Raw genomic sequence first — 25,259 nt, 5'->3', positions numbered from 1 at the left:
TGTTGGTGCCGACGTCAAATTGTCCCCCCGCAGCACTCTCACCGGCACCATCCAGTGCAATGCTTATTTCTGATTTGGCAATTATTCCGATTGTTCCAGCCCCAGCCGATATGTGGGCGTCAGTTGCTGCAAAAAAAAAACTGGCATTAACGGCGCAAGTGACCAATGAAGAATTAATTATTCGAGTTCTCTCTGCTTGCCTCAAATACTTGCGAACTGTGTCGTCTGAGATACTCATGCCACGGTCAGTAACGGCTTTCGCTATCTCTTTAGGTATGCCACTTTTTTTGGCCGTTGGATCGTAGCCATATCCGTCTATCGCCATACCAATAACCATCTTTAGCAGATTATCCCATTCTTTAGGATGAGGCGTCGCATCCGGAGTTGCTGGTGCGCCGCTTATCGACTGCTCAAACTTCATCAGCACATCGGTGCGAACAACGAAGTCGCTATCTTTAGGTAAATGATATCTTGTCACACAAGTTTTTAGAATGTTCGATTTTTCTTGAAGTTGACACATCGTCCTCCCAGTAGGTGATTCCACGAGAGCTCCTACGAACCTTATTCTGGTTACAGGCGAGCCGCCAATGAGACGTCGGTAAGATTGCTCAACATCGAGCAGCTCTCCGCCGATCATGGGCAGGTCTCAAACTCCCTTAATCACTGCCAGTTGACCACTCAAGTTAAGGAATCGCTTGTCATTTGTATCCAAGCTCATCATGCTGGCTATGTGCTCGTCCTGTACCCATTCTGGAGTGGTTTCTATCACCTCTACCATTTCATGCGGAAACTCCTTCCACTCAGCATCTTCGCAACCGCCTTCTTCGCCGTCGACCACGCGCCGCACTCGGCTAGCGTGTGATTTACGAAATTAACTGACAATTTTAAATGCCCATCCAGTGCCAAGCACAGTACATCCGCCTCGGTTATTTCGCTGCCGCATACATTTGAGAGACGCCTCGCTGCCTCTTGAACTGTCAGCCATTTTTTTAAGTTGAATAATTTTCCCAATATCACGCTCCTTTGTAGCCGTTGCATTAGGCATGGCTAAACTTGTTTTGTAACTGCGGTAACCGCACGTATTTTGTGCGGTGACAAAAAATACGAATAACATCAATGATGTAACCGGCATAACCGATGTACCCGCAAAAAAGCAATGGTCTAGAATTTAAAGCAGTTTTCTGCGATTGGCAGATCGATCTATGCCGCCTTGCCGAATTTGCCGGCAATGACCTTCCCGCTGGCGACGGAACCTAAATAATCAGCATACTGTTGCATCATCACCTTGCGCTCATCAAGAAAAAGAGCGCGATCGTAGGCCTCTCCGTAGGTATCGCCAGAAGCATGTGATAGCTGACGATCAACGACCTCATGACGGTAGCCCAAGCGCTCTTTAATCACCCCCATGGCCAGTGACCTAAAGCCGTGTCCAGTCATGGCACCGCTGTACCCCATGCGCTTGATCGCTGCCAATATGCCGAAATTGGTTGCCGGCTTCTGGTGATCGCGCAGATTGTGGAATAGATACCTATTGTTACCGGTGTACTGATGAAGTTCTCTCAGCATGGCCCATCCCCGGCTTGGCAAAAATACGTGATGGTCTACCTTGCGCGGGTTGAGCTTCTTTTTACCCATTTTCATACGCTGCCAAGGGATAATCCAATATTCTTTTTCAAGATCGATTTCTTTCCACTCGGTTGTGGTCAATTCGCTTGTGCGTACGAAGATCAGCATCATTAGCCCGAACATGATTCTGGTCGGCGGGTACATTCGCCCTTCGATTTGCTCAAAGGCGCGAATAAATTCGGGAAGACCGTCCGCAGTAATAGCGGCATGGTGGCCCTTTGCGCCAGGTTTGAGCGCGCCACGTAGACTGGGAATCGGATCTATTCCTGCCTTGCCGGACGCAATTGCATATCGAAATATCTGGCCACAGACCTGGCTTTGTCGCTTCGCCATATCAAGGGCGCCACGTTTTTCGATCTGCCGCAATACGTCGAGCATGATGGGGGCTTTGACGTCAGTGATTGGCATCTTTCCGATTAACGGAAAAATAGCTTTTTCCAATCGATTGAGAACATTTTCTGCCGTCCGGGTTTCCCAAGATTCAATTTTGTTGGCGTGCCACTCCCGCGCTACCGCTTCGAAAGTGTTTGCATTTACTGATGCTTGGTTAAGCATTTTCAATGCGCTTGGCTTGAGAAGGGTCAATTCCTGCATTAATTTTGTCGCGCGCAGCAGATCTTGCTTTCCTGGCATCAGCAAGGGAAATTTGCGGGTACTTCCCGAAAGCAAGTAACCGCTCGGTACCCGCAAAGCGATAACCCATACGCCAATACTTGGAACCGCCGGGATTAACCAACAAATATAGGCCGCCGCCGTCCGCCAGCTTATAAGGCTTGTCCTTAGGTTTGGCCGTTCTTGGCTGTATATCGGTGAGTGGGGTGGCTAACTTTGGCATTTTGCGGGTATCTAGTTTGAGAGTATGGTCCGGTACCCTCAAAAATACCCGCAAAAATGTTGGATGCAAATGGACAACATCGGATGACATGAAACAAAAAACCCGCATCCTCATAGAGAGAAGTACGGGTTTCTATACGTCCTTGGACTGCTTAGGACATGTTCATGGTGGTGATAGGTGGACTTGAACCACCGACCCCAGCATTATGAGTGCTGTGCTCTAACCAACTGAGCTATATCACCAAAGAAGCCGACGATTATGATGTATTGGCCTAATTGTTGTCAAGCAAATTGGGCGGCAAAATCGGCCTTCTGTTCCTTCGATGTGCATTTTTGTTGTGCTAATGCTCAATCATCGCTTTTCCCGGGCATTTAGCACTGTTTCTAGCACTTTCGCGGCTACTGAATCCCCAATACAGTCGATAACGATACGTTCCGGCATGGCGCGCAGCCAGGTTAATTGCCGTTTAGCAAGTTGTCGCGTTGCGGCTAGGCCTTTTTCGCGCATTTCATTGAAATCGTAGTCGCCATCGAGGTATTCCCAGGTTTGGCGATAGCCTACGCAGCGCATCGACGGCAGGCCCAAATGCAGGTCGCCGCGGGCACGTAGGGATTCTACTTCTGCGATGAGGCCGCCTTCTTGGCTATTTAGCATCAAATCGAAGCGCTGCGCGATACGTTTATGTAAGACGCTGCGATCCGACGGTTCCAGCGCAATCGGTAATAGGTCGAACGGTAGTTGTGGAGGCGGACTGTTGGTCAGCAGCGATGACATGGTCTGACCGCTTAGTTCGATGATTTCCAGGGCGCGTTGAATGCGTTGGCTGTCGTTGGGTTTGAGGCGTTCTGCGGTGATCGGGTCGAGCAGCGCGAGTTTGGCGTGCATGCCCGGCACGCCGATCAGCGCGGCTTCGGCATCTAAGCGGGCGCGTAAGGCCGGGTCGGCTTGCGGCAGGGTATCCAGACCTTCTCGCAAGGCTTTGAAATACAGCATTGTGCCGCCGACCAGCAGCGCTAGTTTGCCGCGGGCGTGGATTTCTTCGATCAACGTTAGCGCGCTTTCGCGAAATTGCATGGCTGAATATGATTGCGTCGGTTCGATGATGTCAATCAAATGGTGTGGCGCGGCGGCGCGTTCTGCGGCGCTCGGTTTTGCGGTGCCGATGTCCATGCCGCGATAGACCAGCGCGGAATCCACCGAGATGATTTCTGAGGGGATATGGCGTGCAATCTCTAACGCGGCGGCAGTTTTGCCGGAGGCAGTGGGCCCCATGATGGCGACGACTAAGGGCAGTTTTGTTGCGGTTTGGCTCATGCGGGTAACGGGTAGTTTGGCTGGTGCCGGTTTGCGTACTGAAATGGTGGTGGGGCTGGATTGCTTAGCTTAGCGCAGCCCCGGCTTGCATTGCCGGTTACGGCAACCGACACGGTCTTCACTTGCAGTGTCGGTGATGGACGATTTGAGCGCTTTGTTCGTGTCGATTTGCTGATTATTGTCCGCGCAGGAACAGTTTATCCAGATCTGAGAGCGCCAGTTGGGTCCAGGTCGGACGGCCATGATTGCATTGGTCGGCGCGGTCGGTGGCCTCCATCTGGCGCAACAGCGCGTTCATTTCCGGCGCAGTCAGATTGCGGTTGGCGCGCACTGCCGTATGGCAGGCAAGCGTGCCTAGCATTTCGTTGCGGCGCTCTACCAATACGCGTGACCCGCCATATTCGCGCACATCGCGCAGTACGTCGCGTGCCAGCGTCTGGGCGTCGGCATTTTTGAGTAACGCGGGCACTGCTCGTACGGCTAAAGTAGTTGGCGACATGGCGGCGATGTCGAATCCCAATGCATGCAGGATTTCTTGATTTTCTTCTGCGGTGCCGACTTCTACGCCATCGGCATAAAACGTGACCGGGATCAAGAGCGGCTGGACTTGCATCGCATTTTCGTCGAGCGCATTTTTTAATTGCTCGTACAAAATCCGTTCATGCGCGGCATGCATATCGATTAATACTAATCCTTTGATATTCTGCGCGAGGATGTAAATGCCATGCAATTGGGCCAACGCAAAACCGAGTGGAAATTCACCGTTAGTCGGCAAGGTATCGGTGGTCGCGATACTACTATCTTGCGATGGGGCGACCGATATTGACGTGTCATTCGCAAATAACGCGCCATAGTTGGCGGCGGTCTGGCTAACGCCAAGGCCGCTGTTGCCGCCAAAGCGCGCGCCAAACGTGCCTTGCAATTGTGGCTGTTGCGGTTGCAAAATAGCTTGCAGATGTTCCTCGGACCCGCGCATCCACGGCATTGCACCGCTGGGTGATGGCAGTGGCGCTGGCGTTGTACCGAATGACGTTGCGGACGTATGCGCTAGTGCGCGGTTGACGGCGTGATAAATGAATTGATGAATCGAACGGCTATCTCTAAAACGCACTTCAATTTTAGAGGGGTGAACGTTGACATCGACCAGCGCCGGATCAAGATCGAGCGCCAAAACATAGGACGGAAAACGATCCCCGTGCAATACATCCTGGTAAGCGGCACGTACTGCATGCATTAGCACTTTGTCGCGCACAAAACGTCCATTGACGTAGAAATACTGGGCGTCGCCACGGGCTTTGGAGGCGGTCGGCAAGCCGACGAAGCCATGCAAGCGCAAAGGACCGGCGCTTTCGTCCAAGACTAATCTGGCTTCGGCAAATTCAGTACCGAGGATGCTGGCGCTGCGTTTGGCGCTTTCGGTGATATTCCAGTGATCGACGGCTTTGCCGTTGTGCGTCAGAGAAAACGCGACATCTGGCCGTGACAGCGCGATGCGGCGGACGACCTCGGCGCAATGGCCGTATTCGGTTTGATCTGACTTTAGAAACTTGCGCCGCGCTGGCGTGTTGAAATATAAATCCTGCACGTTCACCGTGCTGCCTTGCGCGCCAGAGGAGGGCGTCACGATCAGCGTGCTGCCATCGATTTCAGAAGCATGGGCGGCATCGGCGGTGCGCGATGTCAGTGTTAGCTGGGATACCGACGCAATGGAGGCCAGCGCCTCGCCGCGAAAACCCAGTGTTGCTACATTCTCAAGATCGTGCAGCGACGTGATTTTGGAGGTGGCGTGGCGGGCTAGCGCCAGTGGCAGCTGTTCTGGCAAGATACCGCGCCCATTGTCTGTAATCGCGATGCGTTTTATGCCGCCTTGTTCGAGTCGGACGGTGATCTGGGTCGCGCCCGCATCCAACGCGTTTTCTAGTAATTCTTTGACAACTGCGGACGGTCGCTCTACGACTTCGCCCGCGGCGATTTGAGAAATAAGATTATCAGGAAGCGGCTGAATTGGGCGAGGGGAGGGCAATGGTGCGTTCATTTGGCGATTATACCGAACCACGGGGACTGGTTACTGTCTGGATAGGGGATATGTTTTTTTGATCGCCGACATAGATTTCAGCAAACGCTGCATTTTGATCGGATCAAAGTGATGATTCTGTACCTTGTTTCTAGTCCGCTAGCATCTTATTTGTCGTGATAGGGTTTTCGGGCTGACGCGGTAGTGTATTATTTCGCGCAACCAATAGGAGAGTTATGGACTTTATGCAATTCCTCGACGTGATTCTGCACGTTGACAAAACCCTTGGATTTCTGATTAAGGAATACGGCACCTTAATCTATTTGGTCTTATTCCTGATTGTGTTTTGTGAAACTGGATTGGTGGTCATGCCATTTCTTCCCGGGGACACGCTATTGTTTATCGGCGGGGCATTTTGTGCCAGTGGCGAGATGAATATCTGGGCCTTGATGGGTTTGCTGATTATTGCAGCGACCACCGGTAATACGTTGAATTATTGGATAGGCAGCAAGATCGGCGATAAAGTATTTACGCACGACTATCGCTGGCTGGATCAAAAGTCATTGCAAAAAACACATGCATTTTACGAGCATCATGGCGGAAAAACAGTCATTTTGTCGCGTTTTATCCCTATCGTTCGAACCTTTGCGCCGTTTGTAGCAGGTGTTTCGAAGATGACGTTTTCAAAGTTTCAGTTTTTTAACATCACCGGCGCGCTTATCTGGGTAATTGGTTTGGTATCAGCTGGTTATTTTTTTGGCAATATTCCTATTATCCGCGACCATTTGAATACCATTGTATTAGTTGGCGTCGGCGCGGCATTAATACCGGTGGCATTAGGCGGTTGCTGGAAGTTGTTTCAGAAAATTCGTGGACGACGGGCTTAAGTTTCTCTCTTGGCATGGTTGATTAGTTAGTATTCACTGTCGGTATTCTCTTTATTGAGGTTATCGATAGCAAAAAAGGGCACGACGTAATTTGCGTCGTGCCCTTTTTTGTTGCTAGACTAATAATTTAGTCTGGCCACTGCTGCTTAGGTCATCCGATTTTTCGCCAGCGGTGGGTTATGCGAGAAATACTTCTTAATGCCGGTCAGTACCGCTTCGGCCATTTTGTCCTGATAGGCGTTATCGGTAAGCTTGGCTTCCTCTTCAGGATTCGAAATGAACGCTGTTTCAATCAAAATACTTGGAATATCGGGTGCTTTTAATACCGCGAATCCTGCCTGTTCAACTGAGCCTTTATGCAATTTATTGATCCCGCCGATTTCATTTAGAACAGCGCTTGCCAGTTTCATGCTGTCATTGATTTGGGCGGTGGTCGATAGATCGAGCAAGACGCTGGCGAGTTGGCGATCATGGCTTTTGATATTGACGCCACCGATCAAATCGGCCGCATTTTCTTTATTCGCCATCCAGCGGGCTGCCGTCGACGTGGCCCCTTTTTCAGATAAAGCAAACACTGAAGAGCCGCGCGCTGTCGGTGTGACGAAAGCATCGGCATGAATCGAGACGAACAAATCAGCTTGCACTTTGCGGGCCTTTTGTACGCGCATTCCTAGGGGTACAAAGAAATCGGCATCGCGGGTCAACATCACGCGCATGTTTGGTTGCTGCTCAATCTTGGCTTTGAGTCGTTTGGCGATGGCCAGTACGACATCTTTCTCGCGATTGCCGCCGCGACCAATCGCACCGGGATCTTCGCCGCCATGACCCGGGTCGAGGGCGATGGTGATCATGCGCGTCATAGTCGGGACTTTGTCGGCCTTGCTTTCGGGCTTGTTGTCCGGCCTGCTGTTATTGTCTGGCTTGGGATCAACCCTTGCCAGTGGCGGGTTTGGCGCTTGTTGTGCCGGCGTTGGCGTTGGCTTGGTCTGGGCCACGGGCGGGACAATTTCGCCCGGCTCGGCAGTCGGCCATTCACCTTTTTGGATCATGACCGCAATCGGATCTGGCGGATTGAGCGGGTACAAGTCAAAAACCAGACGATTTTTGTAGTTGCCAATCGGGTCCAGCGTAAATACCTGCGGATTAACCTGCTCTTTCAGATCAAATACCAGCCGGACCACATTAGGCCGATTCTGCCCAACCCGGACTTGTTTAATGTAAGGATCGTTCGATTGAATCTTGGCGACCAGTTCTTTCAAAGTCGGATTCAGTTCGATGCCTTCGATATCAACTACCAGACGGTCAGGATTTTGTATCAGGAAATGGGTGGCTTTTAATTCGGTATCATTTTCCAGCGTGACGCGGGTGTAATCATCGGCTGGCCAGACCCGCACCGCCAGAATTTGTGCAGCGCGGGCCGACATGGAAGTCAGCGGTGCGACGATCGAAATCAGCAGCGTTCCTCCGGCTTTGAGCACGGTTCGGCGGGTTTTGGATTTTACAGATTTGGTGCAAATTTCAGTCGAGCTAGACATTGACTACCCTTATCAGATACGCCGTGCAATTTTACATCACGCCCCTCTCCCGAAACACTGAGAGTGACGTTAATGTCTGGGGTTGGCAAAACATTTTCGGCTTTTTCTGGCCATTCGACGATGCAGATATTGGTTTCGTTGAAATGTTCGCGAAATCCTGCCTCAAGAAACTCTTCAGGACTCGCCATCCGATATAAATCAAAATGCATCACGTCGACTGCTTGTAGATTCAAATTTACGGTATAAGGTTCAACCAGAGTATAGGTCGGACTTTTGACGTGGCCGCTATACCCGGCTGCGTGCAGCAAGGCGCGGGTGAGGGCGGTTTTCCCGGCGCCAAGATCGCCGTGCAAATAAATCGTCAGGCCCGGTACTAAAGCCCGCGATAATGCTGCGCCCAAGGCGATAGTCCCAGCTTCGTCGTGCAGATGGAGGGTAAAGTCTTGCATCTCGTAAAATAGTCCTCTGTTCATTTATTGGAATCGATGTCCCGATGTCGCAGTCGTCTTTCACCGAGTCAGAAAATAATCCTGTCAATCCTGCACCATTGGCATTGACCGCACTCGCCGTCACCATTAAAGCCTGGGGCCGGGAGTTGGGGTTTGCCGATGTGCGGATTACGGATGTCGATTTGTCGCAGCAAGAAGCCGGATTTCAGGCTTGGCTTGCGCTCGGTTATCACGGTGAGATGGATTATATGGCAGCGCACGGTTTGAAGCGCGCCCGACCTGCCGAATTGGTGCCCGGCACCATCCGTTCGATCAGTGTACGCATGGATTATTTGCCGCAAGACACCGACGCTGCATGGCGAGCGTACGAGAAAAATCGTCTCAATCCAGAGGCTGCCGCTACAGCGACGGTCTCGTTATATGCCCGAGGGCGGGATTATCACAAAGTCTTGCGTTCGCGTTTGCAACAGTTGGCGGATCGCATCACGGCTGAAATCGGTCCTTTTGGCTATCGGGTATTTACCGACTCTGCCCCGGTGATGGAAGTCGCTCTGGCGCAAAAGGCCGGTCTGGGCTGGCGCGGAAAACATACATTATTGTTGAATCGAGAAGCCGGTTCGCTATTTTTCCTAGGCGAAATGCTCACCGATTTGCCGTTGCCTACCGATACGCCCATTACCCCGCATTGCGGTCAATGCAGCGCCTGCATCGACGTTTGTCCGACCAAGGCGATCATTGCGCCTTACACGCTGGATGCGCGGCGTTGCATTTCATATCTGACGATCGAGCTAAAAGGCAGTATTCCGTTGGAGTTTCGGCCGCTTATCGGTAATCGCGTCTATGGTTGCGATGATTGCCAGCTCTTCTGTCCGTGGAACAAGTTTGCGCAGCCGTCTACGCTCAGCGATTTTGATGTGCGCAACGGCCTGGATCAGGCCACGTTAGTGGAGTTATTTAGCTGGACCGAAGAACAGTTTAATCAACGCTTGCAAGGCAGCCCGATTCGTCGAATAGGACACGAACGCTGGTTGCGCAATATCGCCGTAGGACTGGGAAATGCCGCCACCAGCGCCACAGAGATTATCGCCGCGCTGAAAGCCCGCGCCGATGACCCTTCAGCGCTCATCCGTGAACACGTGGAATGGGCCTTGCAACAACACGGCTTACCACCGCTATAGCAACGTCGCTAGTTTCTGTCTGTGCGCTATTCTTTCTCCGCTCAAACTTCTTTTAAGCCCGATGTATTAAGCTCGATGTATTAAGTCCGATGTAATAACCACAACCAAAACGGCAAAGTAAGCGCCGATAATACTGTCCCAGCCGATACTAAAAACGCCACCAGCGGCCCATTTCCACCCAACCGCGCAGCCAAAATATACGCGCTAGAAGCTGTCGGCAACGCGCTAAACAACACCACGATTTGCAATTGACGTTCCCCCAGCCCAACCCAGCGACCAAGTAATAGCGCAACAGCAGGCAGCGCCAGCAATTTAACCGCAATAAAAAATCCCGACATCAGCTTAGCCCGCCGCATACCCGATAAGCGCAAGCCCGCGCCGACCAATAACAATCCAATCGCCAGCGAGGCGTTCCCCATTCGCGACAATACCGCCCCTGCCACATCGGGCAACGACAGCCCAAGCAAGCTGAATAACAAGCCGCAAGTCGTCGCAATCAACAAAGGATTGCGCGCCAACTCTTTCAACAAACCGCCGTTTTTATGCACCAAAGCGTGCACAGCCGCCAGATTGCACAACGGGACGCCAAAGCCAATCAGCAACGCCATCAGACCCGTGCCTTCATCCCCGGCCATGCGCGAGGCCAGCGCCAATGCCATATAAGAATTAAAGCGATAACCGGTTTGCATGCCCGACTCGTAATCCATCGGCGTCGCTTTCAAAAATGGTTTGCCCAGCCACGTCAGGACGATGGCGACGGACAGACTCGCCAAGCCAACCAACAACATTTTTCCGGTGGTATCGAACTTTAATGTGATGCGTGCAGTGGAATAAAAAAGCAGCGCCGGGAACAGCAGGAAATACACCATCTTTTCCATGCCAGTCCAAAACGCATCGCCCCAGTTCGTCGTTTTACGCAGAATGACGCCGATCAGAATCAGCGTGAAATCGGGGAGCAGCAGGTTGACTATATACATGTAAGAGGCGGTGTTTTTGCGGAAAGGCGGCAAAAGGATTGTAGGGAGGCGCAATGAATCGGAGAGAAAATGATGTCTTTAAGTGCGATTAATCCTTAATTTTGTGCATTTTTGGTGCTGTGTTTGAGGTGATAAACAAAGTCTGCATTTAACCGGATACCGATGCGTGGCGCTGAACTGGTTATTCGCCTAATTTAACAATCTAGCCAACTCCACAGCCGTCTTAACATGCATTTTGTCAAAAATATGGGCGCGGTGGACTTCGACTGTCCGCATGCTGATGCCGAGTTTGTCGGCGATGACCTTGTTCATTTTTCCTAGCAAAATTAATTCCAGCACGGCGCGTTCACGGGTGGAGAGATTTGCCAGTCGGCTGTCGATCACGGCGCGGGCTATTGCTGCGCGTGAGGAGGCCAGTGCCTCTTGTACACGATCCATCAATTTATTGTCATTGAATGGCTTTTCGAAGAAGTCGAAAGCGCCGCGTTTGAGTGTGTCGACGGCCATTGGTACATCCCCGTGACCGGTCAAAAAGATGACTGGAAAGCGTTGCGTTAATTTGCGCGCCGTTAACGCGTCAAAGAGTGCGACGCCGCTGATGCCGGGCATCCGCACGTCTAGCAGCAAACAATCGCCTTCTGTATGCTGGATGCTGCCTGATGCGGTTGGCGGGTTTGCTGTTGTGCCGGGGAAGGTGGAATTGCTGGTCTTCGCAGTGGCGTTTATCGCGTCTGATTCTGCTGCTATGAAGGCCAAAAACTCTTGCGCACTGGCGTAGGTCAGCAGGGGAATGCTGCGTGATTGGGCCAGCCAACTGAGGGAGTCGCGGATTACTTCGTCGTCATCAATGATATGTAGCATGGCGGGCTGATTGGTTATAAGTGTCGGGAGAAAGCTTCGGCGTGCAGAGTGAGCGTTCCTGATGGATTGCGTGAGCGGTCATCGCTGGCTATGCGGAAAGTTGGCTGGCAGCGAGAATTGGAAGATTGTACCGCCGCCGGGATTGTCGGTGTGACTGAGTGTGCCGCCGTGAAATTCGATGGCGGTGCGGCAGATGTTCAGGCCCATGCCCATGCCATGGGCTTTGGTGGAGTAGAACGGTGAGAATAACCGGTCCGCGACATCGGCTGGAATTCCGTGGCCCTGATCGATTACGGAGACGATGATCTGTGGCGACTCGGTGTCTATGGCGGCTGCCATGGCCGTGATGCGCAAAATGCGCCGGGTCGGGGTGTTGTCGGCCATTGATTCAATCGCGTTGCGGGTGAGGTTTAGCAGGACTTGCTCCAGCATCGTGCGGTCTGCGGATATCCACGGCAATGAAGGTGAAATGTCGACTTGCACGTTGACGTAAAAGGACTGCGCCTGCAATTCGACCAACGGCATGATGTTGTCGACGAGCGTGCGGATGGCTAGCGGCTCTCGGGTCGGATCACGTTTTTTGACGAACTCATGCACGCTGCGGATGATGTGACCGGCGCGTTGCGCTTGGGTGTTGACTTTGCCGAGGGCCAGTTTTAATTGCGCTGCGTTGATGGTGCCGTCTTGCAGCATGTTAATCGCGCCGGTGGTGTAGCTGGAAATGGCGGCTAACGGCTGATTTAATTCATGCGCCAGCGTGGAGGCAATTTCGCCCATGCTGGCAAGGCGGGCGCTGGATTGCAGTTTTTCTTGTTGCTGGCGATTGACTTCTTCGGCGCGTCGATTTTCTGAAATGTCTAGTATCGATCCCATCCAGCCGGTTTGCTGGCCGTTGGCGTCCACCAACGCGGATTCGAACACCAGCACCGGAAAACGCTCGCCGTCGGGACGTCGAAAAATGGTTTCGAATTGCGGCGTAACTTCGCCTTCCAATACTTTGGTAAAGCGATCCTGAAACTCTTCCATTGCCTCTGGTGCCCAGTAAGGCATAGGCGGGACTTTGCCCACTAATTGATCGGCGCTTAGTCCGACCATCGCGCAAAAAGCTGGATTGACGTAGGTTACCCGACCTTGCAAATCGCGGGCGCGTAAACCGGTGACTAGCGAGTTTTCCATCGCGCTACGGAACGCGACTTGTTGCCGTAATGCATCTTCGGCGGCTAAACGGCGACGAATATCACGCCATAAAGCCAGCAAGCTCCATAGCAAGCCTAGCGACAAAACGATGACCGATCCCACTAATAAATTGGGCAAGAATTTGGGTGCGCTTTTGGTGCTGTTGGTACGTAATATTAAAGACAGGCCGGGTAAATCGAGCGGGCGTCGATGGGTGTATACGTCGCGTCCTCTGCCGCCGGATGCGCGTTTAGCAATGACCACGTCATCGCTATCGGTTAGCGAGATTTCGTTATCTTGCGCAAACCACCAAGGGACTAACTCATCGAGAATACTGCTGACGGTGTAGGTGCTGACGAGGCTGCCAATATATTGCGTTCCAGCAATGAGTGGGACGCTGTAATCGATATAGATGGTATTTGGCGCATCGGCCAGTTTGTACGGCTGCGTGTATTGCGGAATGCGGGCGTCACGGACCTGTTGCGCGGATTTTTGTGCACGCTGGATATAGCCAGGCTCGGTGACCGGCAGCGCATCGGTTGCGGCAAGTATTTGATTGTCGGTCCCCAGCCATGCGACGCCGCGCAGTTCACGGCTATTCTTTAATAATGGCTTAAGGCGATCGGGAAATTGCGGGGTGCGCAAATGGTGGTTGGTAATCTCGGTGGCGATCAGGCGCACACTTTCTTCGTCCCGGCTTAGCTGAAAACTGATAGCCTGCTCCACCCAGAGCGTGTCGGCAATTAATTGATCCTGGCGATCATTGGCTTCCATTTGCTGGGATTGCCAGGGCAGCCACAGCAGAATGGCTAAGAATAGCAATACCAAAAGAATCGGAATCAGCCAGCGCCAGGTGCGCTGCGGTCCCCGTACGGTCAAATTAGCTAGTCGATTTATGGTGATGTTTGGCATGGAGAAATAGGCAGATGACGGCGCTAAAACGGCTGATTTGTGCCGCTTTCCGTGTCCAGCGCGATACATGAAGACCGTAGTGTAGCCGACGCTTCGTTCCGCGACGGTGAGATTGCGGTTATCCACAGTTGTGAGCTTGGCGCGGCTTGGGCACACTGCGGCCAGACTTGGCAAAAATTTGCAGTCGATCCTCAAGGGCTAGCATGAAGCGATTACAGCGTTTTCCATTTGTGTCACGTTGCAAAATACCATCGTCGTTGTCGGTGTTATCGGTGCTGCTTATGCTGGCGCTGACTATGCTGCCAGAGGGTAATGCTATGGCTCAAACGCCGATTATTATCAAATTCAGCCACGTTGTCGCCAACGATACCCCGAAAGGGAAAGCCGCATTGCGCTTTAAAGAGCTGGCGGAAAAGGCCACCAAAGGCCGTGTCAAGGTCGAAATCTATCCGAACAGCACCCTCTATAAAGACAAAGAAGAACTTGAAGCATTGCAACTAGGGGCGGTGCAAATGCTGGCGCCATCGTTGGCGAAATTTGCGCCCTTGGGCGTGAAGGAGTTTGAGGTATTTGATTTACCCTATATTTTTCCCAGTCTGGCGGTGGTGTATCGTGTGACGCAGGGGCAGATCGGTAAAAATTTGTTTAGTAAGCTGGAATCGAAGGGGATTACCGGTCTGGCGTATTGGGATAATGGTTTTAAGGTGATGTCAGCTAACCGGCCGTTGCATATGCCAGCTGACTTCAAAGGGTTGAAAATGCGGATTCAGTCATCGAAGGTGCTGGATTTGCAAATGCGCGCTCTCGGGGCAAATCCACAGGTGCTTGGCTTCTCGGAGGTGTATCAGGCCTTGCAGACCGGCGCGGTGGACGGGACCGAGAATCCGCCTTCAAATCTGTACACGCAGAAAATGTATGAGGTACAAAAGGACATCACGCTCTCGAACCATGGTTATTTAGGTTATGCCGTGATTGTTAACAAGAAATTTTGGGACGGTTTGCCCTGGGATATCCGTTCCGCGCTGACGCAGGCGATGGAAGAGGCAACCCAATATGCGAATAAAATTGCCCAGCAGGAGAATGATGCAGGGCTGGCGGGGATCAAGAAAACCGGGAAAACGACTATTTATCGCTTAACTGACAAAGAAACCGCCGCGTGGCGCGCAGCTTTGTTGCCAGTTCGCACACAGATGGAAGGGCGCATTGGCAAGGATTTGATTGATGCTGTGAATCGGGAATCGGCGGCGTTGGGCTACAAATAGGCAAGATGAGGCTATTTTGAACATTTTGGCGCTGTCTGGAATACCAGCTAGTAGTCAAAAGTATGCTGGTACGAGATTGGCGAGGAGATATTTATTTCTACATAAAATGTTGTGGATGTAAACCGTTTGTTTGCCCGGGGCCTTTAGGCTAAAACTATCTGTAGTTTATAGATCGATTCATTAAAATTATTTGTAAAAATAAGTTAACTCCTGTTAGAGTTCGTCACCTATTGAATATTGCAGATCAGCCCCAACAGGGCCGTATGTGACAAACAACCAATTTTGTCTTTTCAGTAAGTTTTGCAGCACAGAATGTAGATTTTTCAGCTTGATGGCGCTACGATGCGCCAAGGGTAGTGAATAAAGAGATTTATAGGTGGTGGTGCATAAGAACGGTATAGATACCGGGGATACTGAGGAGACAGTGCGTTTCAAATGAAGCTGTTTAAACGGCCGGGAACACACATAGAAGTATTTGGGGCGCATCTCACAGATGCGCCTTTTTTATTTTTAGGAGCTACGAGAAAGCGCCCCAGCGGCGTTGTGCTCTCCTAGCCGTACTAGCACTGTCTTCGTCGGCACGCCTTGCTGGGACACTTTCTCGTAACGCCTAAAATTTATTTGTGTGGTGGGATTCTTAAAACTTCTTTATTGTTTTTGGGACTGTGCATTGAAGAAAGTCGGTTTCGGGCAATGTGCTCCCCTAGCCGTACTAGCGTACTGTCTTCGTCGGCACGCCTTGTTGGGACACCGCCTAAAATTTATTTGCGTGGTGGGATTCTTAAAACTTCTTTATTGTTTTGGGGGCTGTGCGTTGAAGAAGATCGCTTCTTAGCGACTTGCTCTCTTGGGCGCTTCGCGGCCCGGTATCGCTTACTGTCTTCGTTGCACCACTATGCGTAAGTCCATATTTCATTAGCTTGCGGTTTGTAACTTGTCATCGTGAGGTCCGTATGAAAAGAAATGCTTCCCCTCAATTTGCCGGTATTAGTGGCAAAAATGACACAAATATATCTCCGTACCAATCCCCATCTGACCTGTTTTCCGCGATTGTTGCGGCGCCATTCGGCGCTGTGGGTGTTCGGATCGGGACGGAGGCCATGTCTGGCTATATTCGCGAATTGGTGTATCTGCCGCATTCATTTGCGGAAAAAGCGCCTGCTGATGCATTGTCGGAACGTGCTGCAGAGCAGATCGCTGCTTATTTGCAAAATCCTGATGTTCAGTTTTCGTTGCCGCTGGCGGCTATCGGCACGGTGTTTCAGCGTAAGGTTTGGGCGCAAATCTCTGCAATTGGGCGGGGGGACGTGCTGACTTATGGTGAGGTGGCGCGGCTGGTGCAGTCTGCACCGCGTGCGGTTGGGCAGGCTTGCGGGGCTAATTGGTTTCCGCTGGTGATCCCTTGCCATCGCGTGACTGCGGCTGGTGGGCTGGGTGGGTTTTCTCATAGTGATGCGGTGGATGGTTTTCATGTTGGCGTAAAGCGCTGGCTGTTGGCACATGAAGGCGTGGCGGATTTATGAAAAATATCTTGGGTTCCGATGGCGTAGAGCCGCAATCAAGCGTGCTAATCCCGCAAAGTCAGGCCGCTATTGACGAGTTTTGCGATACGTTGTGGCTGGAAGATGGTCTGGCAAAAAATTCTCTGGAAGCTTATCGACGCGATATGCGTTTGTTTGCGTTGTGGCTGGAGGCACATCGGCCGAAGTCGTTATTTGCCGTCGATGAACAGGATCTGACGGCGTATTTCGCGGCTAAAAGTGAGGGGAAAGCGACGTCATCCAATCGCCGTCTGGCGGTCTTGAAGCGCTTCTATTTTCTGGCGTTAAGACAAAATCTTATTGCTGTCGATCCTTGTCTGCATTTGCGTTCCGCCAAGCAGCCCGAGCGCTCGGTGAATACGCTGTCGGAGTCGCAAGTCGAAGCGTTGCTGGCGATGCCGGATGTGGCTACGCCGCTGGGTTTGCGCGATCGCACGATGCTGGAGCTGATGTACGCCAGTGGGCTGCGGGTGTCGGAGCTGGTGTTGTTAAAGTCGATTGAAGTGGGCATGAACGAGGGCGTGCTGCGGATTACCGGCAAGGGCGATAAAACGCGTCTGGTGCCGTTTGGCGAGGAGGCGCGCAGCTGGATCGTGCGGTATCTGGCAGACGCCCGTCCGGCGATCATGTCGGGTCAGATTGATGATGCTTTGTTTGTGACGGCGCGGGGCGGGCCGATGACGCGGCAGATGTTTTGGACGCTGATTAAGAAGTATGCAGTGCAGGGGGCGATTAATGCGCCGCTGTCGCCGCATACTTTACGCCATGCGTTTGCCACGCATTTGCTGAACCACGGCGCTGACTTGCGGGTGGTGCAGCTATTGTTAGGACATGCTGATATTTCGACTACGCAAATTTATACGCATATTGCCCGTGAACGGTTGAAAACACTTCATGCCGAACACCATCCAAGAGGACGTTAGGGTGGCGCGCAGCAACGATCAACTCTGGAATAAGTCGCATTTACAGAGTGAGTCGTGGCCCGAATTCTACTTCATGGCATTTGTTTCTCCTGTATCCTGTAAGCCATCATTTCAAGTCTATTAGGGCTGAGGCAAATCGCCCGGGCGGCGTTATGCTTACCTGGGTAAAGTGTCTTGGTTGTCAGACTGGTCGCGTCATACGTGCGTTGCGCTGCGGTCAATTTGGCGAAAGTACGGTCTATTAAAGTATTTATCGGTGTTTATTAGTGTTTATTTAGGGGGCCCAATTGGCAAAAACAAATTTTCAATACGAAAAGCGTCAGAAAGAGCTTGAAAAGAAGAAGAAAAAAGAAGAAAAGCTGAAGCGTAAATCCGAAAAAGGATCTGTCGGTGACGATGGGACTGATGTCACGGATGCAACTGAGGATGGCGCGGACGACGAGGCAAACGACGCGTCGGGCCAGGTTGGCGCAACGGAAACACCACCCGCAGCAACGCCGGGACCAAACTGACCAATGTAATCTGTGAAGCCATCGCAGCCTTCATTCAGGATGCGAAGAGTCGGTAGCACGCGGAAAAGGGTTGTGATCAGGATGATCTTCCCCTCGCGTTATTGTTTAACGATTCTGGTTTAACGATTTTTTATTGGCTTTGTCAGATGCTAGTCGCACTGTCGAAAATATGGTCGCCACAGCTGCATTACACTCTTTTTTAACGATGGTCCGAGCATTGCTGGTTCGGGCCATTTTTACGCTTTAGTACTAGTATGGCAAAAAAAGAACACATTTCTGAGACCCCGGCGACGCATTTCCTGCGCCAGCACGGTCTGGTTTTTTCAGAGCATCCCTATACTTACGAAGAGCATGGCGGCACCACTGCATCGGCCCAGGGATTGGGAGTGGATGAACATCAGGTGGTGAAGACGCTCGTCATGCAGGATGAAATGGCGCGACCGCTGATCGTACTGATGCATGGAGACTGTAAGGTCTCAACTAAAAATCTGGCGCGGCAAATCGGATGCAAGTCGGTCGAGCCGTGCAAGCCGGAGGTCGCACAGCGTCATTCCGGCTACATGATCGGCGGTACGTCTCCGTTTGGGACACGCAAAAGCATGCCGATTTATGTGGAGCAGAGCATTTTGCAATTGCCAACTATTTATATCAATGGCGGTCGTCGCGGTTTTCTGATCGGTATTGCGCCGCAAATTATCGTCGACGTGTTGCACGCACAGTCAGTGACTTGCGCGCTGAAAGATTAGGCGCAGCCGTTGCCGCGCTTCCCTACGAATTAATAAGAAAGAACATGCATGAACATGCTTTTATTTACGATTGCCGCGTATTTGATCGGCTCTGTTTCATTTGCCGTCATTGTGAGCAAGTTATTTGGGCTGGGCGATCCGCGTACTTATGGCTCGAAAAATCCCGGCGCAACAAATGTGTTGCGCAGTGGCAATAAAGTGGCGGCGGTCCTGACGTTGCTAGGCGACGGCTTCAAAGGGTGGCTGGCCGTTTGGCTGGCGCAAAAATTCGGTCCGCAATATGGTTTGGATGACGGCGGCATTGCGTTGGTGGCGATTGCCGTCTTTTTAGGACATTTGTGGCCGATATTTTTCCGTTTTGTCGGCGGCAAGGGTGTGGCAACGATGTTTGGCGTTCTGATCGGGATTCAGCCCTTGTTGGGATTGGGCGCGCTGGCAACCTGGGTGATTATTGCGTATGCGTTTCGCTATTCTTCGTTGGCCGCGTTGGTAACGTGTTTGTTCGCGCCATTCTTTTATACCCTGATGAAGGGCGCTGACGTGATTTTGCTGGCGATTGTGGTGATGAGCGCGTTGTTGGTTTATCGTCACGCCAAAAATATTGGTAATTTGTTGTCAGGTAAAGAAAGTCGGATCGGGGCCAAGAAAAACGGCAGTCCGGCTAAACCGAATTAGTTTTTTATATTTACGCAAAATTGTGCGTTGGGGCTGGTTCGCAGCGGTAGGGCGTTTGGCCTATTGAATGTCGCCGCGGTCGTGATTGTCCGGTTTTAACCTCGCTGAAGGATGGAACAATTTTGCGCGATTTTTCAGCTTTAAGATTTTATTGTTGTTTTTAAATATAGGCGTTTCTGTTCTGAACCGCCTTCTACGTGACGCATTGTTGCAATGCGTCACGATCTGATCTCACCCATTTTCTCTCTCTGCTATTCGAAGATTCTGTAGGTAGAATGCGTGCCTTTGCAGTTTAGGCTATGCAATGCTGCTTTGCGGCATATTTTCATAATATGAAAAGTCATATCACCATTTGAAAGTGTAAAAAGTCTCTGTTAGAATTCGCCGCATCGCCTATATTTATCGTCCGTAGGTGAGTATTTTTGCGGAATTGATGTCAGCCCGCTATTCCATTCGATCCCAAAATAGATCGGTATAAAGCGCTTAAATAACTCAGGAGACTCAACATGTCAGCCCAACTCGACCAGGTTTTGGCGCAAGCCACCAACGATCCAGACGTCATCGAAACAAAAGAATGGTTAGACGCGCTAGAAGCCGTCATCGAAACCGAAGGGCCTGAACGGGCGCATTATTTGATGGAACGCATGGTGGACCTGGCGCGTCGGCGCGGGGCACAGATTCCATTTTCGAGCAACACTGCTTACGTCAATACGATTCCTGCGCACATCGGCGAACATTGCCCCGGCAATCTCGAAATCGAAGAGCGTTTGCGTTCGTGGATGCGTTGGAATGCGATGGCGATGGTGGTCAAAGCGAATCGTCTGGATGGCGATTTGGGCGGCCATTTGTCGAGCTTTGCGTCGCTGGCGAATATGCTGGGTATCGGCTTTAACCATTTCTGGCACGCACCGTCTGAAAACCACGGCGGCGATCTGCTCTATATTCAAGGCCATTCATCCCCCGGCGTGTATGCCCGTGCTTTCCTTGAAGGCCGTCTGACCGAAGAGCAAATGCTGCATTTCCGTCGCGAAGTCGATGGCAAGGGTTTGTCTTCATATCCGCATCCAAAACTGATGCCGAACTTCTGGCAATTCCCGACCGTATCGATGGGTCTGGGACCGTTGATGGCGATTTATCAGGCACGTTTCCTCAAATATCTGCACGCACGTAGCATCGCCGATACCGCTAACCGCAAAGTGTGGGCGTTCTGTGGCGATGGTGAAATGGACGAACCGGAATCGATGGGCGCCATTGGTATGGCTGGCCGCGAAAAACTCGACAATCTGGTCATCGTTGTTAACTGTAACTTGCAACGTCTGGATGGCCCAGTACGCGGCAATGGCAAAATCATTCAAGAGCTAGAGTCCGATTTCCGTGGTGCTGGCTGGAACGTGGTCAAAGTCATTTGGGGCGCTGGTTGGGACGATCTGCTGGCACGCGACAAAGAAGGCATTTTGCAGCAAGTCATGATGGACACCGTTGACGGCGAATATCAGAACTATAAAGCCAAAGATGGCGCGTTTGTCCGTAAGAACTTCTTCGGAAAACACCCTAAATTGCTGGAATTAGTCAGCAAAATGTCGGATGACGACATCTGGCATCTGACCCGCGGCGGTCATGATCCACACAAAATTTACGCAGCATTCAAAGTAGCGCAAGAGCACAAAGGTCAACCGACCGTCTTGCTGGTTAAGAGTATCAAAGGCTACGGCTTCGGCAAGTCCGGTGAAGCGCGTAATACTGCGCATAACACCAAGAAACTCGATGACGAAGCGATCAAAGCGATGCGCGACCGTTTCCAATTGCCGATCCCCGACGATCAGTTAGCCGCTGTGCCATTCTTCAAGCCAGCCGATGACACCCCGGAAATGATCTATCTGCACGAGCGTCGTAAAGCGCTGGGCGGCTATCTGCCACAGCGTCGTATGAAAGCCGATGAAGAATTGATCGTACCGCCGCTAGAATCGTTTAAGGCCGTGCTGGAACCGACTGCTGAAGGCCGTGAAATCTCGACTACGCAAGCGTATGTGCGGATTTTGACGACTTTGCTGCGCGATCCTAGCCTGGGTCAACGCATCGTGCCGATCATGGTCGATGAGTCGCGTACTTTCGGGATGGAAGGTCTGTTCCGTCAAATCGGTATTTTCAGCCAAGTCGGTCAGTTGTACGAGCCAGTCGATAAAGACCAGGTCATGTACTACCGCGAAGATAAAGCCGGTCAGATTCTGCAAGAGGGGATCAACGAAGCGGGCGGTATGAGTTCGTGGATCGCTGCGGCGACATCGTACTCGACCAATAATCGCGTGATGATTCCGTTTTATACCTACTATTCGATGTTCGGTTTCCAACGCATCGGCGATCTGGCATGGGCAGCGGGTGATATGCGTGCACGCGGCTTCCTGATTGGCGGCACTGCCGGACGGACGACATTGAACGGCGAAGGTTTGCAACATGAAGACGGTCATAGCCACGTGATTGCGTCGACCATTCCAAATTGCGTTCCTTACGATCCGACTTTCTCGCACGAAGTAGCGGTCATCATGCATGACGGTTTGCGTCGCATGGTCACTGAGCAGGAAGACGTGTTTTATTACCTGACACTGATGAATGAGAATTACAGCCATCCGGGTCTTAAGGCGGGTAGCGAAGACGGCATCATCAAGGGTTTGTATCTGTTGCAAGAAGGCGGGAAAGAAGCCAAATTGCGCGTTCAACTGATGGGTTCAGGTACGATTTTGCGTGAAGTGATCGAAGGCGCTGCATTGCTGGAGAAAGATTGGGGCATCAATGCCGATATCTGGTCGGCCCCGTCGTTCACATTGCTGGCCCGCGACGGTCAGGACGTTGAGCGCTGGAATATGCTGCATCCTACCGACGCACCGCGCGTTGCCCACATCACGGCGTGCCTGCAAGATACCAGCGGCCCGATTATCGTCTCTACCGACTATATGCGTACTTATGCTGAGCAAGTCCGTGCGTTCGTACCGAACGGCCGTACTTACAAAGTATTGGGCACCGATGGTTTCGGTCGTTCCGATACCCGCGCTAAGTTGCGTGAATTCTTTGAAGTAAATCGCTACTTTGTGGTGATTTCCGCACTGAAAGCGCTGGCAGATGAAGGCAAGATCAAGGCCGCAGTTGTCGCCGAAGCCATTACCAAGTATGGTATTAATCCTGAAAAGCTTAATCCAGTCACACAATAAACCCTTCTTATATTCTCTAAGCAAATAGCCAGCCTGCAAGCTCTGGCAGTACCAAGTACTGTCAAATCTTGCAGCCGGTGAGTAGCTTGCAGGCGATAGGAAGAATGTCAGGCAAAACTAAAATTTACCTTGCAAGCATTGTGCGGGCCACTGATCTTTACGATCGGCGACGCGATGAATAGCGAGAAGACTAATGGAGCTAAGCGATGAGTATGGTGGAAATTAAAGTCCCGGATATTGGCGACGTTAAAGACGTTGAAGTGATTGAGGTGATGGTCAAGGTCGGCGATACGATCAAGATCGACCAATCCCTTGCGACCCTCGAAACTGATAAAGCAAGTATGGAAATCCCTTCGACCCAGGCCGGTGTCGTGAAGGAAGTAAAAATCAAGGTCGGTGACAAAGTCAGTGAAGGTTCGTTGATTTTGATTCTGGAAGGCGCAGCGGCAACAGCTGCACCAGCATCCGCTGCTGCACCGGCGGCATCCGCTGTAGCAACACCCGCCGCTGCTCCTGCGGCGGCAGCTCCATCAGCACCCTCCGCGCCAGCAGGATTGGTCGAGGTAAAAGTCCCCGATATCGGCGATGTCAAAGACGTTGAAGTGATTGAAGTAATGGTCAAGGTCGGCGATACGATCAAAGTCGATCAATCGCTGGCGACGCTCGAAACCGACAAAGCTAGCATGGAAATTCCTTCGACCCAAGCCGGTGTCGTGAAGGAAGTAAAGATTAAAGTAGGCGATAAAGTCAGCGAAGGTGCGTTGATTCTGATAGTGGAATCTAGTGGCGGCGCAGCAGCAGTTGCCCCGGCGGCTGCGGCACCAGCCAGCGCGCCAGCAGCGGCAACAGCTTCAGCGCCAGCGGCTGCACCAGCAGCACCCACGCCGGCAGCAGAAGCCGCGCCAGCCGCAGTTGCCAGCGCAAATGGCGCCGTTCCCCACGCCTCTCCATCGGTACGTAAATTTGCCCGCGAACTCGGCGTCGATTTAGGCCGTGTGACCGGTGCAGGTCCAAAGGGACGCATTTTGCAAGAAGACGTACAGAAATACGTCAAAGGTGTGGTCGCCGACGCGATTGCCAAGCCGAGCGGCGCTTCGCCAGCAGGCAAGGGCAGCGGCGTTGGATTGGACTTGTTGCCATGGCCATCGCTAGACTTTGCCAAATTCGGTACGACCGAATTACTGCCACTGTCGCGTATCAAGAAAATCAGCGGTCCTAATCTGCACCGCAACTGGGTCATGATTCCGCATGTGACCCAATTTGACGAAGCCGATGTCACGGATCTGGAAGAATTCCGCAAAGATGCTAACGCCGCCTACGCCAAATCCAAATCGACAGTCAAACTGACGATGTTGGCGTTTGTGATCAAGGCCAGCGTCGCTGCGCTGAAGAAATTCCCAGCGTTCAATGCCTCGCTGGATGCTAACGGTGAAAACCTGATTCTGAAGCAGTATTACAACATCGGTTTTGCTGCGGATACGCCGAATGGTCTGGTTGTGCCGGTCATCAAAAATGCTGATCAAAAAGGCATCGCACAAATCGCGCAAGAAATGGGCGATCTATCGGCGCAGGCACGCGACGGTAAATTGAAGGGGCAAGATATGCAAGGCGCCAGCTTCACTATTTCTTCGTTGGGCGGCATTGGCGGTACGGCATTCACGCCGATCATCAATGCGCCTGAAGTGGCAATTTTGGGCTTGTCCAAGGCTGCGATCAAACCGGTCTGGGATGGCAAACAATTTGTACCGCGCCTGATGATGCCGATGTCGCTTTCCTACGATCACCGTGTTGTCGATGGTGCGATGGGTGCGCGTTTTAGCGTTTATCTGGGCGAAGTGCTGGCGGATATGCGCAAAACGTTGTTGTAATATTTCCTGCCAGAGAGTGTGTGTTTAGCTAAGCGCTTACTCGGCAAGGACATGCGGATCGGAAGGTGAGGAACGGCAACGTTCTTCGTCATCCGATCATCTGCGCTCTTATCCAGATGGAGAACAGTCATGACTACTTGTGTTGTCGTTAAGAAAGATAACCAGATCGCGATTGCGTCGGATTCGCTAGTGACTTTCGGCGATACGCGTTTGTCGCATGCTTATGAAGCCAACAACAAGATTTTACAAGTTGGCAGTTCTTTCATCACTTTGGCCGGGTCTGCTGCGCATTTCCCTGTCATGCGCAAGCTGATGCTGGGCATGGGCGATGAATGCAAACTGGAAAGTCGGGAAGAAATTTTCGAGACCTTTTCGCGCATCCATACCATCCTCAAAGATCAATATTTCCTCAATACCAAAGAAGACGAAGACGATCCTTACGAGTCATCGCAAATCACCGCGCTGATCGCCAACCCTTTCGGGATTTTTGGCATTTACTCGTATCGTGAAGTGTTTAGCTTTGAGCGTTTTTGGGGAATAGGCAGCGGTCGTAATTTTGCGTTAGGCGGGATGTACGCGGTCTACGATCAAAATCTCAGCGCGCATCAGATTGCCGAGATTGGTGTCCAGGCTGGCGTGGAGTTCGACAAGAGTTCTGCTGCACCGATACGCATACACAGTTTTGCGATGCACCCTTAGTCGAATAAAGAAAATAGACCTGCGTAATATTGTCACAGCAAGGCATAACGCTGCTGCAAAACATTG

The 25,259-nt window shown here is 51.7% G+C and carries 21 protein-coding genes, 1 tRNA gene and 1 pseudogene; 12 read left to right on the top strand and 11 right to left on the bottom strand.

Annotated features, from left to right (window positions below; all coding sequences use genetic code 11):
• Positions 1 to 17: 17 nt before the first annotated feature.
• Positions 18 to 194 (top strand): annotated as a pseudogene (locus tag C7W93_RS25060) (ParA family protein); the annotation flags it as partial.
• Positions 195 to 646: 452 nt separating this feature from the next.
• On the opposite strand, the gene C7W93_RS24445 reads toward C7W93_RS25060, so the two are convergent.
• The 6 genes from C7W93_RS24445 to mutL form a co-directional block, all read right to left on the bottom strand.
• Entirely contained in the window at positions 647 to 838 is a 192-nt protein-coding gene (locus C7W93_RS24445; RefSeq protein WP_146177549.1) for a hypothetical protein, read from the bottom strand.
• A gap of 362 nt (positions 839 to 1,200) precedes the next feature.
• Complete coding sequence (locus C7W93_RS11405; RefSeq protein WP_225869811.1) at positions 1,201 to 2,220, bottom strand: tyrosine-type recombinase/integrase; 1,020 nt, start codon at positions 2,218 to 2,220, stop codon at positions 1,201 to 1,203.
• A complete protein-coding gene (locus tag C7W93_RS25055) occupies positions 2,174 to 2,551 on the bottom strand; it encodes an Arm DNA-binding domain-containing protein (RefSeq protein ID WP_225869810.1) in 378 nt (125 codons plus the stop codon). Before C7W93_RS25055 ends, C7W93_RS11405 begins: the two co-directional genes overlap by 47 nt.
• Before the next feature lie 75 nt (positions 2,552 to 2,626).
• Positions 2,627 to 2,703 (bottom strand) — tRNA-Met (locus C7W93_RS11395).
• A 109-nt stretch (positions 2,704 to 2,812) separates the two neighbouring features.
• Entirely contained in the window at positions 2,813 to 3,775 is a 963-nt protein-coding gene (miaA, locus tag C7W93_RS11390; protein WP_108440109.1) for a tRNA (adenosine(37)-N6)-dimethylallyltransferase MiaA, read from the bottom strand.
• Between the two features lie 175 nt (positions 3,776 to 3,950).
• The gene (gene mutL / locus C7W93_RS11385; RefSeq protein ID WP_108440108.1) at positions 3,951 to 5,810 is read right to left on the bottom strand and encodes a DNA mismatch repair endonuclease MutL; all 1,860 of its coding nucleotides are present in this window, start codon (positions 5,808 to 5,810) and stop codon (positions 3,951 to 3,953) included.
• 215 nt (positions 5,811 to 6,025) lie between these two features.
• Between mutL and C7W93_RS11380 the strand changes: the two genes are divergently transcribed.
• Entirely contained in the window at positions 6,026 to 6,676 is a 651-nt protein-coding gene (locus tag C7W93_RS11380; protein WP_108440107.1) for a VTT domain-containing protein, read from the top strand.
• 146 nt (positions 6,677 to 6,822) lie between these two features.
• Here C7W93_RS11380 and C7W93_RS11375 read toward each other — a convergent pair whose 3' ends face one another.
• Entirely contained in the window at positions 6,823 to 8,211 is a 1,389-nt protein-coding gene (locus tag C7W93_RS11375) for an N-acetylmuramoyl-L-alanine amidase (protein ID WP_108440106.1), read from the bottom strand.
• Positions 8,175 to 8,660 carry a tRNA (adenosine(37)-N6)-threonylcarbamoyltransferase complex ATPase subunit type 1 TsaE gene (gene tsaE, locus C7W93_RS11370; RefSeq protein ID WP_108440105.1) on the bottom strand — a complete coding sequence of 162 codons (486 nt, stop codon included), beginning with the start codon at positions 8,658 to 8,660 and terminating at the stop codon, positions 8,175 to 8,177. Before tsaE ends, C7W93_RS11375 begins: the two co-directional genes overlap by 37 nt.
• Positions 8,661 to 8,704: 44 nt before the next feature.
• Between tsaE and queG the strand changes: the two genes are divergently transcribed.
• A complete protein-coding gene (queG, locus tag C7W93_RS11365; protein WP_108440104.1) occupies positions 8,705 to 9,838 on the top strand; it encodes a tRNA epoxyqueuosine(34) reductase QueG in 1,134 nt (377 codons plus the stop codon).
• 80 nt (positions 9,839 to 9,918) lie between these two features.
• On the opposite strand, the gene C7W93_RS11360 is transcribed toward queG, so the two are convergent.
• The 3 genes from C7W93_RS11360 to C7W93_RS11350 all read right to left on the bottom strand — a co-directional run bounded on the left by C7W93_RS11360 (position 9,919) and on the right by C7W93_RS11350 (position 13,764).
• Positions 9,919 to 10,815 carry an AEC family transporter gene (locus tag C7W93_RS11360; RefSeq protein ID WP_108440103.1) on the bottom strand — a complete coding sequence of 299 codons (897 nt, stop codon included), beginning with the start codon at positions 10,813 to 10,815 and terminating at the stop codon, positions 9,919 to 9,921.
• Positions 10,816 to 11,004: 189 nt separating this feature from the next.
• Positions 11,005 to 11,676, bottom strand: coding sequence for a response regulator transcription factor (locus tag C7W93_RS11355; protein WP_108440102.1), 672 nt, complete (start codon positions 11,674 to 11,676; stop codon positions 11,005 to 11,007).
• 78 nt (positions 11,677 to 11,754) lie between these two features.
• Positions 11,755 to 13,764 (bottom strand): PAS domain S-box protein, encoded by a 2,010-nt coding sequence (locus C7W93_RS11350; RefSeq protein ID WP_108440622.1) that lies wholly within the window; start codon positions 13,762 to 13,764, stop codon positions 11,755 to 11,757.
• Between the two features lie 281 nt (positions 13,765 to 14,045).
• On the opposite strand from C7W93_RS11350, the gene C7W93_RS11345 reads away from it, so the two are divergent.
• The 9 genes from C7W93_RS11345 (at position 14,046) to C7W93_RS11305 (ending at position 25,193) form a co-directional block, all read left to right on the top strand.
• A complete protein-coding gene (locus tag C7W93_RS11345) occupies positions 14,046 to 15,026 on the top strand; it encodes a TRAP transporter substrate-binding protein (protein ID WP_108440621.1) in 981 nt (326 codons plus the stop codon).
• A 953-nt stretch (positions 15,027 to 15,979) separates the two neighbouring features.
• Positions 15,980 to 16,549 (top strand): methylated-DNA--[protein]-cysteine S-methyltransferase, encoded by a 570-nt coding sequence (locus C7W93_RS11340; protein WP_108440101.1) that lies wholly within the window; start codon positions 15,980 to 15,982, stop codon positions 16,547 to 16,549.
• Positions 16,546 to 17,490: a site-specific tyrosine recombinase XerD gene (xerD, locus tag C7W93_RS11335; protein ID WP_108440100.1), complete on the top strand. Its 945-nt coding sequence runs from the start codon at positions 16,546 to 16,548 to the stop codon at positions 17,488 to 17,490. Before C7W93_RS11340 ends, xerD begins: the two co-directional genes overlap by 4 nt.
• Before the next feature lie 287 nt (positions 17,491 to 17,777).
• The gene (locus tag C7W93_RS11330; protein ID WP_108440099.1) at positions 17,778 to 18,002 is read left to right on the top strand and encodes a hypothetical protein; all 225 of its coding nucleotides are present in this window, start codon (positions 17,778 to 17,780) and stop codon (positions 18,000 to 18,002) included.
• 254 nt (positions 18,003 to 18,256) lie between these two features.
• On the top strand, positions 18,257 to 18,748 hold the full coding sequence (gene ybaK, locus C7W93_RS11325) for a Cys-tRNA(Pro) deacylase (protein WP_108440098.1): 492 nt from the start codon (positions 18,257 to 18,259) through the stop codon (positions 18,746 to 18,748).
• 48 nt (positions 18,749 to 18,796) lie between these two features.
• Positions 18,797 to 19,423, top strand: a complete 627-nt coding sequence (plsY, locus tag C7W93_RS11320; protein WP_108440097.1) for a glycerol-3-phosphate 1-O-acyltransferase PlsY — start codon at positions 18,797 to 18,799, stop codon at positions 19,421 to 19,423.
• Between the two features lie 506 nt (positions 19,424 to 19,929).
• Positions 19,930 to 22,626, top strand: coding sequence for a pyruvate dehydrogenase (acetyl-transferring), homodimeric type (aceE, locus tag C7W93_RS11315; RefSeq protein WP_108440096.1), 2,697 nt, complete (start codon positions 19,930 to 19,932; stop codon positions 22,624 to 22,626).
• A gap of 206 nt (positions 22,627 to 22,832) precedes the next feature.
• Complete coding sequence (gene aceF / locus C7W93_RS11310) at positions 22,833 to 24,494, top strand: dihydrolipoyllysine-residue acetyltransferase (RefSeq protein WP_108440095.1); 1,662 nt, start codon at positions 22,833 to 22,835, stop codon at positions 24,492 to 24,494.
• A 129-nt stretch (positions 24,495 to 24,623) separates the two neighbouring features.
• Positions 24,624 to 25,193, top strand: a complete 570-nt coding sequence (locus C7W93_RS11305; RefSeq protein ID WP_108440094.1) for an MFS transporter — start codon at positions 24,624 to 24,626, stop codon at positions 25,191 to 25,193.
• Positions 25,194 to 25,259 lie beyond the last annotated feature (66 nt).

Source organism: Glaciimonas sp. PCH181 (genome assembly GCF_003056055.1).
In the GTDB taxonomy this organism is placed as follows: Bacteria; Pseudomonadota; Gammaproteobacteria; order Burkholderiales; family Burkholderiaceae_D; genus Glaciimonas.
This window is presented reverse-complemented; position numbering and strand designations above follow the sequence as displayed.